Origin of the sequence: Salinimonas sediminis (genome assembly GCF_003429285.1) — a bacterium.
Classification (GTDB): Bacteria; Pseudomonadota; Gammaproteobacteria; order Enterobacterales; family Alteromonadaceae; genus Alteromonas; species Alteromonas indica.
In genome coordinates, this window is record NZ_CP031769.1 from 1,044,494 (window position 1) to 1,060,890 (window position 16,397).

Here is a 16,397-nt window from a genome sequence, read left to right on the forward strand (position 1 = left end):
CACCAATGGCTGAAGAAATCGCCAACGCCAACGAACCTAGCTATGACGTGGGTAAACTCGAAGGTGTAGAAAAAGCCGCAATTTTACTGCTCAGCTTATCCGAAGAAGACGCGGCACAAATTTTAAAGCACTTGGAGCCTAAGCAAGTGCAAAAGCTGGGTGCTGAGATGGCGAAGGTTGATGATATGACCCAAGCCAAAATAACTTCAGTGCACAAGCATTTTATCGATGAGATACAAAACTACAGTACCATCGGTTTCCAGAGCCAGGACTTTGTAAAACGAGCGCTTACCGCCGCTCTGGGCGAAGACAAAGCAGCCAATCTGATTGACCAGATATTAATGGGCAGCGGGGCTAAAGGTCTTGATTCCTTAAAATGGATGGACTCTAAGCAGGTCGCCTCAATTATCCGTAACGAGCATCCTCAGATTCAGACTATTGTATTGTCTTATTTAGAACCGGAGCAAAGCGCCGAGATTCTGGCGCAGTTCCCCGAAAAGGTCAGGTTGGATTTGCTGATGCGTATTGCGAATCTTGAAGAAGTTCAGCCAGCGGCCCTACAGGAGTTAAACGAGATTATGGAGAAACAATTTGCCGGCCAAGCAGGCACTCAGGCGGCGAAAATGGGCGGCCTGAAGTCTGCTGCTGATATCATGAACTATCTGGATACGTCGATTGAAGGTCAGTTGATGGATGCCATCCGTGAACAGGATGAGGAAATGAGCCAGCAAATCCAGGATCTCATGTTTGTTTTTGACAACCTGGTCGATGTTGACGATAAAGGCATTCAGGCTATTTTACGTGAAGTTCAGCAGGACGCCTTGCTTAAAGCCATCAAAGGTGCGGATGACGAACTGAAAGATAAAATTACCCGTAACATGTCTAAACGCGCGGCCGAAATGCTAACGGACGACCTTGAAGCAATGGGGCCGGTACGGATTTCAGAAGTAGAAACCGCGCAAAAAGAAATTCTGTCTGTAGCCCGCCGACTCGCCGATTCGGGCGAAATTATGTTAGGCGGCGGTGGCGGCGACGAATTCTTATAACCTATTTTAAATGGCAAACCAGATGTCTGACTACGACAACCCAAACACCCCGGATAACGATGCAAAGTTGTGGGATTTGCCATTTGTTGATGACCCACAACAGGCTAAACGTGACCGTACAACCAATGCCTTAAACCGGCGCAGCGATTGGGTCTATGAGCCGCCCGAAGAAGAAGAGCAGATTACCCTGCCTACGCTTGAAGAAATTGAAGCGATTCGCCAGGCGGCCCGGGATGAAGGCTATGCTGAAGGCAAGCAAGCTGGGTTTAAAGAAGGCCAGACGCAGGGCCTGGAACAAGGTCACGCGGAAGGGCTGAAAACAGGCCATGAAGAAGGCCTGGCCCAAGGCCTTGAAGAAGCCCGCGAGCAGGTTGAAACGCAAATACAGCAGTGGCAAAGTTTAACTGAAACTCTGCATGATCCGCTTTCCCAGCTTACCGTTGAGTCTCGCGAACAGCTGGCCCGGTTAGCGGTGGCGTTGGCCAGAGCAGTAATACGCAGCGAAGTGCAAACCACCGATACCGTTATTATGCAAGCGCTGAGCGAAGGTATTAAGGCCCTGCCGATCACAGAAAACCAGTATCAGATTCAGCTACACCCTGAAGATGTGGCGCTGGTCACCAGCCATTTTACCGAGCAAACTATTGCTGAAAAAGGCTGGAAACTGGTAGAGGTACCGGGCATGGCCCGCGGCGGGTGTGACATTATTACCAGCCAAAACGCCGTTGATGTGACCATAGAACGCCGCTGTCGCGATATCCTGGATAAATTTTTGTTGGAACAGGGGCTTAGCGGTGAGTGATCCGTTTAGTCATTATTTCAGCCAGCTCAGTGAGCAGGTTCCCAATCCCCCCATTGTGGCCGCGGGCAAACTGGTAAGAGGTATCGGACTTACCCTGGAAGCCGTGGGGTGCCAGTTGCCGGTCGGAAGCCAGTGTATGGTGCAAACCATTGAAGGTGAGATCGAAGCCGAAGTAGTGGGTTTTGGGGATGATATTACCTATCTGATGCCTACCGAAGCGGTCCGGGGCATTGTGCCCGGCTCACGGGTAATGCCCCTGAACCGGCAAAGCGGCTTACCGGTAGGGCCGGGTTTATTGGGCCGGGTACTGGACGGCAACGGACAGCCGCTTGACGGGTTGGGAGCGATCAGCGCCCATACCCGTGTGCCGACCACTCGCCCGCCGATGAACCCGCTAATAAGGATGCCTATCAAGCAGCCTATGGATGTCGGTGTGCGCTCTATCAATGCGCTCAATACCGTTGGTATTGGCCAGCGTATGGGACTATTTGCCGGCAGTGGGGTAGGTAAAAGTGTATTGCTGGGCATGATGACCCGCGGCAGTGAAGCCGACGTGGTAGTGGTGGGTCTGGTCGGCGAACGGGGCCGGGAAGTGAAAGAATTTATTCATGATATTCTTACCGAAGAAGAACGCCAGCGGGCGGTGATTGTGGCGGCACCCGCTGATACCTCACCCCTGATGCGCCTTAAGGCATGTGAAACAGCGGTGACGGTGGCGGAGTATTTTCGCGACCAGGGTAAAAATGTTTTGCTATTGGTCGACTCTTTGACTCGTTATGCCATGGCGCAACGTGAAATTGCGCTGGCGGTGGGCGAACCGCCCGCTACCAAAGGCTATCCACCTTCGGTTTTTGCGCGGTTACCCGCACTGGTGGAACGGGCCGGTAATGGCGCGCAGGGGCAGGGCTCTATTACGGCGTTTTATACAGTATTAACCGAAGGCGATGACTTACAGGATCCCATTGCCGATGCCGCGCGGGCGATCTTAGACGGTCATGTCGTGTTGTCGCGTAAACTGGCCGATAGTGGGCATTACCCAGCCATAGATATCGAAGCGTCAATCAGCCGGGTTATGCCAATGGTCGTCTCTGAAGAACATTTATTGCAGGCGCGGCGTATCCGGCAAGTCTATTCCACCTACAAGCAAAATCAGGATTTGATTGCGATAGGGGCGTATGCCCGTGGCTCAGATCCGCGAATTGATTTGGCTATACGCGCCGAACCCGCTATCAATGCCTTCTTGCAACAGGGGATGAAACAGGTGCTACCGTTTAGTGAATGCCATGAGGCTATGCAAGCACTTGCCACTGGCCTGGGGAATGGCTAATGGATATTAAAAGGAGCGCTAAATGGGCCAGTTAGATACGGTAATACGAGTAGAGCGAGACCGTGAAGACAAAGCAGCCCAGGCATTGCAGCTGGCTGAACATACCGTGCAGCAGCAAAAGCAAAAACTTAGCAGTCTGCAACAGTACCGCCTCGACTATGTACGCCAAATTCAGCAATCGGGCCGCCAGGGTGGGGTCGATGCCAGAGATTACCATCAACACCTGCAGTTTGTCGGTAAGCTTGATAAAGCTTGTCAGCAGCAAATGCAGATTATCTCCCAGGCTCGCATGGTTGTAGACCAACGTCGTCGCCAATGGCTGGAACAGCAAAAGCGCCGGAAAGCCGTCGACCTGCTTATTGAGAAAAAGCAGGCTGAAGCCGCGGTAATCGCTAACCGTCGGGAACAAGACATGCTGGATGAGTTTGCCAATCAACGATTTTTGCGTGCTAAAACAAATCGTTACTAAAACTGACCAACTTATATCTGACCTTTTTTAAAAGCTGGAACGCGACTTGCTCTATCCTCCTTTAATTAACAGTTTTGTGACGCTTTGGCGTCCGGTATGTACAGTGAATAGCCTGTTCTACATACCTTGCAGCAGGTTAGTAAACCTTGAGGAATACCGGTTATGATGCAACAAGTTGCCCCCAAGCGTCAGGATGTTGCCGCTTTACCTATAGATATCGGTGGCAGCCCGGCCCAGTCGTCGCCATCCACCGCTGACTCTGCCTTCAGTGAAGCTATGCAGCAGGCTAATCATGGCACGCCACGTAATACCAGCAATGCGCCCGCGCACAAGCAGATAAACCCGGATAATCAAGCGACGAATAAAGCACGTAGTGAAGCGGCTTCGGCGGCCTCACCTGCGGCAACAGAGCAGGCATCGCACAGTGCTGACAATGATGCAGCCGTAGCCGCGCCAGCCTCTGAAGATTTACCCGCCAACCCGGTCGCGGCCCAGCAGCAAGAAGATGACGCGATAGATTGGCTGGCATATGTTGACCGTATTCGCGGTCTTAAAGACGATGAAGCTCAGGCTAATAGCACCCACGTTGAGGCTGGGGAGGGAAAACCAGTACACAATACCGATTTGGTGGGGCTGCTGTCAGGCGAGCTTGACCGCCTTAATGAGCAATTACTTGAAGAGGCCGCTACCACGCCCGGCGCTGGTGACCAACAACACATTACGCCAATTCCTGTCTTAGTGGGCACTCTCTCTAAAGAAATAGTGAAGCAATTATCGGCGTTGGCAGAAGAGGGCAGTGATGACGGGGATGACAGTGGGCCAGATATTGAAGCACTGGCCGCCGCATTGCTTGAAGGGCTTGCGCAACAAAATAACGCTGACGGCAGCGAAACCGACAGTCAGCACCAAAGCCAGGATTTTATGGCGGAACTGGCGCGCTTACAGCAAAATAATGAGGCTACCGGTAACGCTGATGCCGAGCTGTTAGCCGCGCTACTGAAAACCGAAATTAATGCGTTAGCGCAGGGCAATGGCGCAGCTGATAATAGCGGGCAAGCCGGCGCTGCTTTAACTGCTGATAGTGAATTGCTGGAACAACTTGCCGGGCTGTCTCAAGCTGGCCAACAACAGCTGTCACAAGCTATTAGCGAGCGGGTAATCGATTTATTACCCTCGACTACCAGCGAGGCGCAAAAGGGACAGATTGCTGAATCAATTGCGGGCGGTTTACAGGAAATGCAGGATCAGCTTGCGCAGGGTCATCAACCCGGTTTTAGTATAAAAGATATGATTTCACAGGCAGTCAGTGAGGCCGAGGTAGCAATAACCTCGGTTATGCAACACAGCCTGGATCAACAGCTCAGTCAACTGGCCAGTGTATTAACCGCCACCCAAGCCAGTACCCAGGCTGCGGCTGCCCAGCTAACCCCCACCATGGCAGTGACTTCGGCTGATGCCATGCATATTGAACAGGCGCAGCTGCGCAATGAAACTGTGGTGAGTACCCGCCAGGCAGAAACCCAGGAGCAAGCCGTAAATATTGCCCAGCCCGATGGCCAGAAACAGTTAACTGAAAAAGTACGCTGGATGGTAAATAGTCGTAATATGATGGCAGAAATACGGTTGGATCCGCCGGAAATGGGGAGCATGCAGGTGCGCGTGAATGTTCAGGGGGACGCCGCCTCGGTCAGTTTTGTGGTGCAGTCCGCGCAAACCCGTGATGCGCTTAACGATGCCGAGCCGCGGTTGCGTGAAATGCTTGCTGAACAAGGTATTGAACTGGGACAATCATCGGTGGAACAGCAAGCCGGCAACAATGCCGGTGAGGACAACCAGGAAGGTAGCCGAAGTGCTAACGGCCGGGGAGGCAACGGGGCAACTGGCACGGACGATGAAACCCAAACTATTGCCGAGCAACCGTTAACACGGCGTGCACTTGGTGGTATAGATGACTATGCTTAATACACCCAATGCATAATTGCACTTTGTGACATAACTACCATAATACGCGCCTTGATATTGACGGAGAAGTAGCACGTGGCAGACGAAGAATTACAGATAGAAGAAGGCGGTAAAAAGAGTAAGTTACCCCTGATTATCATTATTGTGGTGGTGTTAGCAGCAGCGGGCGGGGCAGCCTGGTTCTTTTTGTTTTCAGGTAGCGATACGCCGGCCGCCGCGCAGTTAGAGGAAGGCGCTCAGGCGAACCAGCCAGTAGCAGAGGCGCCTTCTTCTTCATCAGCCTCCGTGGGTACCGCTTTGTATGTAGCCATGCCGCGACCGTTTGTTTTTAACGTACCGGGGAATGGCCGTGATCGGCTGGTGCAAATTAAAGTACAGCTGATGGTCCGTGGGGCCGACAACGAAGAAACCGCTAAAATGCACATTCCGCTTATAGAAGGCACGCTGTTACAGGTATTCAGTGCCAGTAACGCTGACGAATTGGTAACAGAAGCGGGCAAGGTGGCCTTACGTGATCAGGCCGTAACCGAAGTACAAAAAGTCATGCAGGACATGGCCGGCAGCCAGGTGGTTGAGCGGGTATTGTTCACCGGCTTTGTAATGCAATAAACAGGATAACACTGTGAGCGATTTATTATCTCAGGACGAAATCGATGCGTTGCTACATGGCGTAGACGATGTTGAAGAAGAAGATGTAGGCGGCGAGCCGTCAGATACTTCTGCGCTCGAGTATGACTTTTCCTCGCAGGACCGAATTGTGCGTGGGCGTATGCCCACCCTGGAAATTGTTAATGAGCGGTTTGCGCGGCATTTACGGGTAAGCTTGTTCAACATGATGCGACGTTCGGCTGAGGTCTCCATCAACGGTATTCAGATGATTAAGTTCGGTGAATACATTCATACGTTATTTGTACCAACCAGCCTGAATATGGTGCGCTTTCGGCCCCTCAAGGGTACCGGCCTGATTACCATGGAGGCGCGATTAGTCTTCATTCTGGTAGATAACTTTTTCGGCGGGGATGGACGCTATCACGCAAAAATCGAAGGGCGGGAATTTACGCCTACGGAACGACGCATTATTCAGATGTTGCTGAAGATTATCTTTGAAGATTACAAAGAAGCCTGGGCACCGGTGATGGATGTTTCATTTGAATATCTGGACTCTGAAGTTAATCCGGCGATGGCCAATATTGTCAGCCCGACAGAAGTGGTGGTTATAAGCTCGTTTCATATAGAACTGGACGGCGGCGGGGGCGATTTTCATGTGTCTTTACCGTACTCCATGCTGGAACCTATTCGCGAGTTGCTGGACGCCGGTGTACAAAGTGATAAAGAAGATACCGATTTGCGCTGGAGCAAAGCACTGCGTGATGAAATTATGGATGTTAAGGTTAATTTATCTACCCATATGCTGGATGTAGATGTGACCTTACAGCAAATTATGGATTTTAAAGCCGGGGATATTATTCCGGTTGAGATGCCTGAGCATATCACTGTGCTGGTTGAAGATTTACCCACTTTCAGAGCCAAACTGGGACGTTCCCGCGACAATCTGGCACTGAAAATTACGAACAAAATTGCCCGGCCCACCTCAGTGAAGTCGGAGCTACAACTATTAACCCGCGGTGGCCGCGTTATCGATAATGACGCTGAACTGCAAATACTCGAAGAAGACCTGTAACCCAGGGCTTTTAATGATATGAGGCATTCTTATGAGTGAAGAAGACGGTTTGGACGATTGGGCTGCGGCCATGGCAGAGCAGGCTGATTCGGAAGCTGAAGACGGCGCCGAAGACGGTGTGCAAACAGCTGAACTAGACGAATTTACGGATGACGCACCCATCAGTGCAGAAGAAAAGCGTAAGCTCGATACCATTTTGGATATCCCGGTGACCATTTCGATGGAAGTGGGGCGAAGCCAGATTAGTATCCGTAACCTGTTACAACTTAACCAGGGTTCCGTGGTTGAACTTGACCGGGTGGCGGGTGAACCGCTTGATGTGCTGGTAAATGGCACGTTGATTGCTCATGGTGAAGTAGTAGTGGTTAACGACAAATTTGGTATCCGGCTCACTGATGTTATTAGTCAAATTGAGAGAATTAAAAAACTCAGGTAAATTTACCTTTATTTCAAGGGGTTGCGCTCTGCTGCCCCTTTTCCTTTGCGCGACGGCGCGCGCCCAAAGTACCCAGTCCATCACTAACCCGGGTTCGGTACTGTCAATATTCCTATCACTTTTGCTGGTAGTGGCAATCATATTTGCCCTTGCCTATATTATGCGTCGGTTTAATGTCACCCATGCAGGTAGTGGACAAATGAAGGTTGTCGCCAGTATGGTAGCGGGCAGTAAAGAACGGATAATGGTTATTCAGGTGGGTGACGAACAGCATTTAATTGGGGTTACCAGCCATAATATTTCCCACCTAAGTAAATTAGAGACACCACTAGCGGTAAAAGGCCCGGGCGAGTCCGGCGGCGCGCAGTTTAAAGACAAACTGGTAAAAGCCATGGCGGGGAAGCTTAATCCAGCAATGAAGCAGGAGCAGCACAATGATCACTAAACACCGTATCTGGGGACTGCTATTGGCGTGCTTGTTGTGCAGCACGCCGGTAATGGCGCAACAGGGTATTTCCGCTGTCACGGTATCGACGAACCCGGATGGCACCCAGGACTATTCAATGACGCTGCAAGCGTTATTTATCATGACCGCGCTGAGTCTTATTCCCGCGTTTATTATGATGATGACCTCTTTCACCCGCATTATTGTTGTATTGTCTATTTTACGTCAGGCAATTGGTTTGCAGCAGTCGCCGTCCAACCAGATACTGATTGGCGTGAGCCTGTTCTTGTCGATGTTCATTATGGCGCCGGTCTTTGAACAGGTGAACGAACGCGCTTTACAGCCTTATCTGGATGAGCAAATGACTAGCAAAGAGGCGTTTGATCAGGCCAAAGAGCCCATGCGGGCGTTTATGCTCTCGCAAACCCGGGTTAAAGATTTGGAAACCTTTGTTCGCATTGCCGGTGATGAAGACAAATACGACGATCCTTCGCAGGTACCCTTAACTATTTTAATCCCTTCGTTTGTTACCAGCGAACTCAAAACGGCGTTTCAAATAGGCTTTATGTTATTTATTCCGTTTTTGATTATTGATTTGGTTGTTGCTTCTATACTGATGGCAATGGGTATGATGATGCTATCGCCGATGATTGTTTCGCTGCCATTCAAGCTAATGCTTTTTGTGTTGGTCGATGGCTGGAATCTGATTTTTGGTACCCTGGCCACTAGTTTCGGAATGGGCGTATAGGAGAGCACTATGTCACCTGAAGTATTTGTCGAAATTCTGCGCGAATCGTTATTTTTGGTTATTTTGCTGGTATCGGCGGTTATTGTACCAAGTATAATTGTCGGCTTAATTGTGGCAGTTTTTCAAGCGGCCACGTCAATCAACGAACAAACCATGAGCTTTTTACCTCGTTTGATCGTTACCTTATTGGCGCTTAGCTGGGGCGGAAACTGGCTGGTCTCAAAGCTGATGGATTTTACTTTTCATATGGTTGAGCGAATCCCGCAGGTAGTGGGCTAAGCATGCAGGTTGAGCTGGCTACCGTATCGCAATTTCTGGCTGACATGATGCTGCCGTTTATGCGCATCAGCGGTATGTTTGCTGCAATGATAGGGTTTAGCGCCAAGTCAATTCCTCCGCAAGTGCGCGCGTTATTAGCTATATTTATGACGCTGGTTATTATGCCCGTGGTGAAACCGGTTCCTATTACAGATCTGGTAAATGTAGGCACCTTCTTAGAAGTGATCCAGCAGCTAATCATTGGTGTGGCCATTGGGTTTATCTCAATGATGGTGCTTAACACGTTTGTGTTGGCAGGGCAGGTTATTGCGATGCAAACCGGCTTGGGCTTCGCCTCTATCGTGGATCCCGTCAATGGCATTAATGTACCGGCGGTCGGCCAGTTTTATCTGATTTTGGCCACCCTGTTGTTTTGGGGCATGGACGGTCATTTGTCGATGATTCAAATGATTGTGCTTAGCTTTGATGCGTTTCCCATAGGCGATAGCTGGTTCACTCCCGATCAGTTTCGCCAGATTGCCCACTGGGGCTCGTGGATGTTTGTATCGGCGTTGACGTTATCTTTAGCGCCGATTGTATCGTTACTGATTGTTAACCTGGCCTTCGGGGTGATGACCAAAGCCGCTCCGCAGCTGAATATCTTTAGCATTGGCTTTTCAATTGCGCAGATTACCGGCCTGATAGTTATCTGGATTACGATGGACAACTTTTCTACTCACTTTGCGGCCCAGTGGGCCAGGGCAGAGCAGTTCATGTGTGAGCTGCTGGCTATCTGTCCAACATAAGGAGGCGCAGCAATGGCGGATGACGCGCAGGAAAAAACAGAAGACCCCACGAGTAAAAAACTCGACGAAGCCCGCAAAAAAGGGCAGATAGCCCGTTCCCGTGAGCTATCGACGGCGCTGGTGCTGATTGTCAGTGGCCTGATGTTTATGCTGATTGGCGGAATGATAGCCAAGGCGGTATTTGGGGTAACCCAGCGTATGTTCAGTTTATCGCGCGACGAAACCTACGACCCTTCCCATATGTTTGTTGCGGGCGGGGAAGCCCTGATGACCGTGGCCGGGCCGGTATTGATTTACATGATTATTGCCATGGTAGCTGGTATCTATGGTTCAGTGGCCTTAGGCGGGTATAATTTTTCCTGGGAGTCGGCGGCCCCCAAAGCCAATAAAATTAATCCAATCAATGGGTTTAAGCGCATGTTCGGAATGAATGCGCTGGTGGAGTTACTTAAAGCGTTTGCGAAATTCGGCGTTATTGGCGGCTTAGCGATAGGCGCATTACTGTATTATAAAAATGAAGCGCTGCATTTGGATATGGAGCTATACCCGCTGAATATTTTCCATGCAATGGATATGCTGGAATGGGCGTTTTTACTGCTAACCCTGGGAATGATTCCGATAGCGGCGATAGATGTGCCTTATCAGATTTACAAGCACAACAAAGAAATGAAAATGAGTAAGCAGGAGATCAAGGACGAGCATAAAAATGCCGAAGGCGATCCCCAGGTGAAAGGCCGTATAAGACGCTTACAGTACCAGGCTGCGGCCAACCGGATGATGCAGGAAGTGCCTGAAGCTGATGTTATTGTGACTAACCCCACCCATTATTCAGTAGCACTGAAATATGAAGAGAATGGTAACCGTGCGCCGGTAGTTGTAGCGAAAGGCGTTGACGAGTTGGCCATGCACATTCGTAAAATTGCGACGGCGCATGACGTTCCGCTGGTGGCCTCGCCCATGTTAACCCGGGCAATTTATTACTCTACGGAAGTTGACCACGAGATTCCCCATAAACTGTTTATGGCGGTGGCCCAGATTCTGGCGTATGTATTCCAACTGCGCGCCTATAAAGCAGGTAAAGGTAAAAAGCCCAAGCCGGTTAAAAAAGACTTACCCATCCCCCCAGAGCTTAGACGATAAGTTAATCTGCCTTTAGCTAATTGTGGCATGGTAGTTGAACTAACAGAAAGTAATAGACGTTAAGTGTCAATTTTCTGATAGTGAGATAAAACGCGATGCAGTTAGCAGGCTTTATGCAGCGGTTTGATAAAAACCAGATGCAGCGAATTACCAGCGGGCTTGGGGCCCCAATCGTGTTATTGGCTATCATGGGCATGGTTATTTTGCCTATGCCGCCGTTTCTGCTGGATGTTCTGTTCAGCTTCAATATAGCCTTATCTCTGGTCATTATTTTGGTGGCGGTATTCACCGAGCGGCCAGTCGATTTTGGTATTTTCCCTTTGGTTTTGCTGATTGCCACGGTATTACGACTGGCCCTGAATGTAGCCTCTACCCGGGTAGTGCTACTTTACGGTCATGAGGGTGGTGATGCTGCCGGTAAAGTTATCGAGGCCTTTGGGGCCGTAGTAATTGGCGGAAACTACGCAGTGGGCGTGGTCGTTTTCGCTATTCTTCTGATTATTAACTTCAAAGTAGTAACAGCTGGGGCCGGACGTATTTCCGAGGTAAGCGCACGGTTTACCCTTGATGCTATGCCAGGTAAGCAAATGGCTATTGATGCTGACCTGAATGCTGGCTATATAGATCAGGACCAAGCGCGGGCGCGTCGTGAAGAAGTCACCGCGGAAGCCGACTTTTACGGTTCGATGGACGGTGCGTCAAAGTTCGTGAAGGGCGATGCAGTTGCAGGTTTGTTCATCATGTTGATTAACATTGTGGGGGGCCTGTTTATCGGCATGATTCAGCACGATCTTAGCTTTGGTAATGCGGTAGAGGTTTACACCATACTTACCATTGGTGACGGATTAGTGGCGCAAATCCCCTCGCTGTTGCTATCCGTGGCTACGGCCATCATTGTTACCCGGGAAAACGAAACCCAGGAAATGGGCCGTGAAATACGAAATCAGCTGGGTAACCCGCAAGCGTTATATATTGCCTCAGGCGTGCTGTTTGTAATGGGGATTATCCCTGGCATGCCGCATATTGCCTTTTTAGGTTTCTCAGCCATTGCTGGTGCCTATGCCTACTGGCAAACCAAACAAGCTAAACAAGCAGCCGAAGCACCGTTGCCAGCAACCAAGTCGGCTGAAGGTGAGATGGCAGCGCCAGAAGTTAAAGAGCTGGGTTGGGACGATGTTCAACAGGTAGATACCATCGGCCTGGAAGTAGGGTATCGGTTGATTCCGCTGGTCGACAAATCTCAGGGCGGTGAGCTGCTGACCCGGATTAAAGGGGTACGTAAAAAGCTATCCCAGGAACTGGGCTTTCTTATTCCGCCTGTTCATATTCGCGATAACCTGGATCTAGACCCTAATGCTTATACCATTGCCATGCTGGGGGTAAACATCGGTGAAGCCCAAATTAGCCATGATGAAGAACTGGCTATTAATCCGGGTCAGGTATTTGGCGAATTGCAGGGACGAGCGACCCAGGATCCGGCGTTTGGCTTGGATGCTGTATGGATTAAACCAGCACAGCGCGAGCACGCGCAAACCTTAGGCTATACCGTGGTTGACGCCGCGACGGTGGTAGCCACACACCTCTCCCAGCTACTTACTAACAACGCGTATCAGCTGCTGGGGCATGAAGAAACCCAGCACTTGCTGGATATGCTGGCCAAAAGTAGTCCTAAGCTGGTGGAAGGCCTGGTGCCGGATATTTTGCCGCTTAGTACGGTGGTAAAAGTATTACAAACGCTTTTATTTGAAGGTGTGCCGATTCGCGATATGCGCACTATTGTGCAGACCTTAAGCGAGTACGGAACGAAAAGCCAGGACCCGGATGTACTGGTCTCGGCGGTACGTATCTCACTTAAGCGGCTCATCTCGCAAGAGATATGTCAGGGGGGCCGGGAGATACCTGTCATAACCTTGGCGCCAGAGTTGGAACAAATGTTGCACCAGTCACTACAGGCAGGTGGGGAAGATGGCGCAGGCATCGAACCTGGGCTGGCAGACCGGATGCAAAAAACATTGCAGCAGGCATGTCAGCAACAGGAGCTTGCAGGCGAACCAGCAGTGTTATTAACCTCTGGGATGTTACGCCCCGTCCTTTCCCGCTTCTTTAAGTATTCGGTTGCCGGTCTTCATGTGTTGTCTTATCAGGAAGTACCGGATGACAAGCAGATAAAAATAGTCAGCTCGGTGGGTCAATAAACTGACGCCCACTGGGTAACGAGGTTGCGATGAAAATCAGACGTTTTTTTGGTAAAGACATGCGCGAAGCGCTAAATGCAGTAAAAGCAGAGCTTGGCAGCGATGCGGTGATCATGTCGAACCGTAAGGTATCCGATGGTATCGAGCTTGTCGCCGCGTATGACAAAGAGCCTGAGGCAAAATTGACGCCTAAGCCTAAAGCCGCCGCGCCGCGTGATGTAAACGGCAAAGCAATGCCCAGTTTAAGCGAAATCATTGGTGACGATGGCCCGGACAGTTTGCGCGCCCTGCTGGAAAAACAACAGCAAGCGCAAGCGAAGGCAGCAGAAGCTGCACGTCACCAGGCGCAGCCGGCTGCCGGCTATCAGCCGCCGCATGCAGGCGCCGCAAACCAAAGCCAAACCCGTGCGGCCCAACCGGCCCCAGCTCGGGCTGCGTATAATGCACCAGCCTATCAGGCTGCGGCGAGCGATTTCAGCTTTGATATTGATGAGCCAACGTTTAATGATTCGCCCACTCAGTTTACCGGCCAACCAGCAGCGGCTGCGCCAGCGCCACAAAGCGATCTTGATTCAATCAAAGAAGAACTGGCATCGCTGCGCAATGTGCTACAGTTTCAGGTAGCAGGATTAATGGAGTCGAAGCAGCGCCAGCACAATCCGGTACACAGCTATTTAATGAAATGTCTGTCAGGTATGGGACTAAGCCATTCTTTGGCCGAACAAATGGTGCATTACACGCCTAAGCAATATAACGAGCGCGAAGCCTGGGTGTACTTACTCAACCTTTTGGCTAATCGCATTAATGTAGCGGGCAATGATATTCTTCAGCAAACCGGCGCAGTGGCGCTGGTCGGACCAACCGGTACAGGAAAAACCACCACCTTGGCTAAACTGGCAGCGCGTTATGCCCAGAAATATGGCGCCGACCAGGTGGCGATGATTACCATTGATACCTACCGTATTGCGGCTTACGAGCAATTAGCAACCTACGGTAAAATCATTGGCTGTACCGTGCGTAAAGCGCAATCTACTGAAGAATTGGCAGAACTGTTATTCCAGTTACGGCATAAACGTATGGTATTAATTGATACTGCGGGCTTTAGTCAGCGTGATAGCCGACTGATAAAACAGTTATCTCAGTTTGATCGTGGTCAGATGCAACCGGTGAGAAAGTACTTGGTTACTCAGGCTAATACCCAATATCCGGCATTACAGCGTATCATCAGTGCATACGATGCAGTTAAACTGGATGGATGTATCTTTACCAAACTGGATGAGTGTTACAGTCTGGGTGAAGTATTAAGCGTGGCAATAGAACATGGCCTGCCGGTCAGCTATGTCACCGATGGCCAGCAAGTGCCTGAAGATATTAAAGTAGCTGACGCTAAATCTTTAGTATCCGTAGCGGCAAAGCTTTATAAAAAGTATGGTTTGAATCATACTACTGATAGTAACCTTGTTAAATCAGCACAGGCAGTATGATTGAAGATCAAGCGAGTAGCTTACGAAAGATGAATCAGTCACGATTAATCAAAGTTATCGCCGTAACAGGCGGTAAAGGTGGTGTAGGGAAGACCAACATTACGCTAAATACGGCCATTTCGATGGCTAAACAGGGCAAGCGGGTAATGGTACTTGACGCTGACCTGGGTTTGGCGAATGTCGATGTAATGCTTGGACTGCGTGTAGAACGTAATCTTTCGCATGTGTTGTCGGGTGAATGTACGTTAGATGAAGTACTGGTTACCGGGCCACATGGCATTAAAATCGCCCCTGCTACCTCTGGCACTCAGTCAATGACTGAGCTGACCCCAACCGAACATGCCGGGCTTATCCGCGCCTTCAGCGAGCTGCGTTCGCAGGTCGATGTACTGATAGTGGATACTGCTGCCGGGATCTCCGACATGGTGCTGAGCTTTTCCAAAGCGGCCCAGGATATCATGGTGGTGGTGTGCGATGAGCCTACATCATTGACCGATGCCTATGCACTGATCAAAATTCTTAACCGTGAACACGGGGTGTTCCGCTTCAAAATTGTGGCTAACATGGTTCGCGATACCCGCGAAGGTCATGAGTTATTCAGTAAATTATCTAAAGTCACGGGGCGGTTTTTAGATGTTGCCTTAGAGTTAGTAGCAACGGTGCCGTTTGATGAAAATATCCGTCGGGCAGTCCGTAAGCAAACCTCTATTGTCGATGCATATCCAGGCTCACCGGCCGCTGTGGCTATTTCACAACTGGCCACTAAAGCAATGCATTGGCCGGTACCCAGCCAGCCAGGTGGCCATCTGGAATTTTTCATTGAACAGCTGGTGTCACATAAAACCACAGGAACGCAACGTTGAATAGCAAAGCGGCTGCCTACCGACAGCAAAATGACAAAGCACAGTTGGTAGAGCGACACGCGTCCCTGGTTAAGCGGATAGCCCATCACTTAATGGCCCGCTTACCAGCGAGCGTATTGGTGGACGATCTTATACAGGCAGGCATGATTGGCCTGTTGGAAGCGGCCAAAAATTTCGATGGCTCGAAAGGAGCCAGTTTCGAAACGTTTGCGGGTATTCGTATCCGTGGTGCCATGCTCGACGAAATACGTAAAGGCGACTGGACACCCCGGTCGGTGCACAAAAACAGCCGGGCGATCACTGAAGCCATTGCTCAGGTTGAAAAAGATACAGGACGTGACGCGCGCGATGTGCAGATAGCTGCTAAGCTCAATGTCAGTCTTGATGATTACCACCAAATGCTCAACGAAGTGAACGCAGGCAAACTGGTGGGTATAGAAGATCTCGGTGTGTCAGAAGATGTGATTACCACCGAAGGTAATCAGGGTAATGATTCGCCACTGGAAGATTTAATGCAGGGCGCGTTTCAAAAAGCGTTAGCCCATGCAATCACGACCTTACCGGAGCGCGAAGCCATTGTTCTTTCACTGTATTACGATGAAGAACTTAACCTGCGGGAAATTGGCGAAGTATTGGATGTCAGTGAATCAAGGGTCAGTCAGATTCATAGTCAGGCGATGTTGAAATTAAAAGCTAAAATGCAGACCTGGCGTGCCGATAGTTAATACAACAATA

General features: G+C 50.2%; 17 protein-coding genes. All 17 read left to right on the top strand.

Features of this window, described 5'->3' with window-relative positions; all coding sequences use genetic code 11:
• Nucleotides 1–5: 5 nt before the first annotated feature.
• The 17 genes from fliG to D0Y50_RS04810 all read left to right on the top strand — a co-directional run bounded on the left by fliG (nucleotide 6) and on the right by D0Y50_RS04810 (nucleotide 16,387).
• On the top strand, nucleotides 6–1,046 hold the full coding sequence (fliG, locus tag D0Y50_RS04730; protein WP_108567850.1) for a flagellar motor switch protein FliG: 1,041 nt from the start codon (nucleotides 6–8) through the stop codon (nucleotides 1,044–1,046).
• A 22-nt stretch (nucleotides 1,047–1,068) separates the two neighbouring features.
• Entirely contained in the window at nucleotides 1,069–1,848 is a 780-nt protein-coding gene (fliH, locus tag D0Y50_RS04735) for a flagellar assembly protein FliH (protein ID WP_117315765.1), read from the top strand.
• The gene (gene fliI / locus D0Y50_RS04740) at nucleotides 1,841–3,175 is read left to right on the top strand and encodes a flagellar protein export ATPase FliI (protein WP_108567848.1); all 1,335 of its coding nucleotides are present in this window, start codon (nucleotides 1,841–1,843) and stop codon (nucleotides 3,173–3,175) included. The genes fliH and fliI overlap by 8 nt, the downstream gene beginning before the upstream one ends.
• A 22-nt stretch (nucleotides 3,176–3,197) precedes the next feature.
• On the top strand, nucleotides 3,198–3,644 hold the full coding sequence (gene fliJ, locus D0Y50_RS04745; protein WP_108567847.1) for a flagellar export protein FliJ: 447 nt from the start codon (nucleotides 3,198–3,200) through the stop codon (nucleotides 3,642–3,644).
• 162 nt (nucleotides 3,645–3,806) lie between these two features.
• Nucleotides 3,807–5,606, top strand: a complete 1,800-nt coding sequence (locus D0Y50_RS04750; protein WP_117315768.1) for a flagellar hook-length control protein FliK — start codon at nucleotides 3,807–3,809, stop codon at nucleotides 5,604–5,606.
• A gap of 75 nt (nucleotides 5,607–5,681) precedes the next feature.
• Nucleotides 5,682–6,215, top strand: coding sequence for a flagellar basal body-associated protein FliL (gene fliL / locus D0Y50_RS04755; RefSeq protein ID WP_117315770.1), 534 nt, complete (start codon nucleotides 5,682–5,684; stop codon nucleotides 6,213–6,215).
• A 13-nt stretch (nucleotides 6,216–6,228) separates the two neighbouring features.
• A complete protein-coding gene (gene fliM / locus D0Y50_RS04760) occupies nucleotides 6,229–7,287 on the top strand; it encodes a flagellar motor switch protein FliM (protein ID WP_117315772.1) in 1,059 nt (352 codons plus the stop codon).
• Nucleotides 7,288–7,318: 31 nt separating this feature from the next.
• Nucleotides 7,319–7,723 carry a flagellar motor switch protein FliN gene (gene fliN, locus D0Y50_RS04765; RefSeq protein WP_108567843.1) on the top strand — a complete coding sequence of 135 codons (405 nt, stop codon included), beginning with the start codon at nucleotides 7,319–7,321 and terminating at the stop codon, nucleotides 7,721–7,723.
• A 28-nt stretch (nucleotides 7,724–7,751) separates the two neighbouring features.
• Nucleotides 7,752–8,168: a flagellar biosynthetic protein FliO gene (fliO, locus tag D0Y50_RS04770; protein ID WP_408640691.1), complete on the top strand. Its 417-nt coding sequence runs from the start codon at nucleotides 7,752–7,754 to the stop codon at nucleotides 8,166–8,168.
• The gene (gene fliP, locus D0Y50_RS04775) at nucleotides 8,158–8,916 is read left to right on the top strand and encodes a flagellar type III secretion system pore protein FliP (protein ID WP_108567841.1); all 759 of its coding nucleotides are present in this window, start codon (nucleotides 8,158–8,160) and stop codon (nucleotides 8,914–8,916) included. Before fliO ends, fliP begins: the two co-directional genes overlap by 11 nt.
• A gap of 9 nt (nucleotides 8,917–8,925) precedes the next feature.
• Nucleotides 8,926–9,195 carry a flagellar biosynthesis protein FliQ gene (gene fliQ, locus D0Y50_RS04780; protein WP_117315774.1) on the top strand — a complete coding sequence of 90 codons (270 nt, stop codon included), beginning with the start codon at nucleotides 8,926–8,928 and terminating at the stop codon, nucleotides 9,193–9,195.
• A gap of 2 nt (nucleotides 9,196–9,197) precedes the next feature.
• Complete coding sequence (fliR, locus tag D0Y50_RS04785) at nucleotides 9,198–9,980, top strand: flagellar biosynthetic protein FliR (RefSeq protein ID WP_117315776.1); 783 nt, start codon at nucleotides 9,198–9,200, stop codon at nucleotides 9,978–9,980.
• Between the two features lie 12 nt (nucleotides 9,981–9,992).
• The gene (gene flhB / locus D0Y50_RS04790) at nucleotides 9,993–11,120 is read left to right on the top strand and encodes a flagellar biosynthesis protein FlhB (protein WP_108567838.1); all 1,128 of its coding nucleotides are present in this window, start codon (nucleotides 9,993–9,995) and stop codon (nucleotides 11,118–11,120) included.
• A gap of 95 nt (nucleotides 11,121–11,215) precedes the next feature.
• Nucleotides 11,216–13,315 carry a flagellar biosynthesis protein FlhA gene (flhA, locus tag D0Y50_RS04795; RefSeq protein ID WP_108567837.1) on the top strand — a complete coding sequence of 700 codons (2,100 nt, stop codon included), beginning with the start codon at nucleotides 11,216–11,218 and terminating at the stop codon, nucleotides 13,313–13,315.
• Between the two features lie 29 nt (nucleotides 13,316–13,344).
• Nucleotides 13,345–14,799, top strand: coding sequence for a flagellar biosynthesis protein FlhF (flhF, locus tag D0Y50_RS04800; protein ID WP_117315778.1), 1,455 nt, complete (start codon nucleotides 13,345–13,347; stop codon nucleotides 14,797–14,799).
• Complete coding sequence (locus D0Y50_RS04805; RefSeq protein WP_108567835.1) at nucleotides 14,796–15,662, top strand: MinD/ParA family ATP-binding protein; 867 nt, start codon at nucleotides 14,796–14,798, stop codon at nucleotides 15,660–15,662. The genes flhF and D0Y50_RS04805 overlap by 4 nt, the downstream gene beginning before the upstream one ends.
• Nucleotides 15,659–16,387: an RNA polymerase sigma factor FliA gene (locus D0Y50_RS04810; RefSeq protein WP_108567834.1), complete on the top strand. Its 729-nt coding sequence runs from the start codon at nucleotides 15,659–15,661 to the stop codon at nucleotides 16,385–16,387. Before D0Y50_RS04805 ends, D0Y50_RS04810 begins: the two co-directional genes overlap by 4 nt.
• The last annotated feature ends 10 nt before the right edge of the window (nucleotides 16,388–16,397 follow it).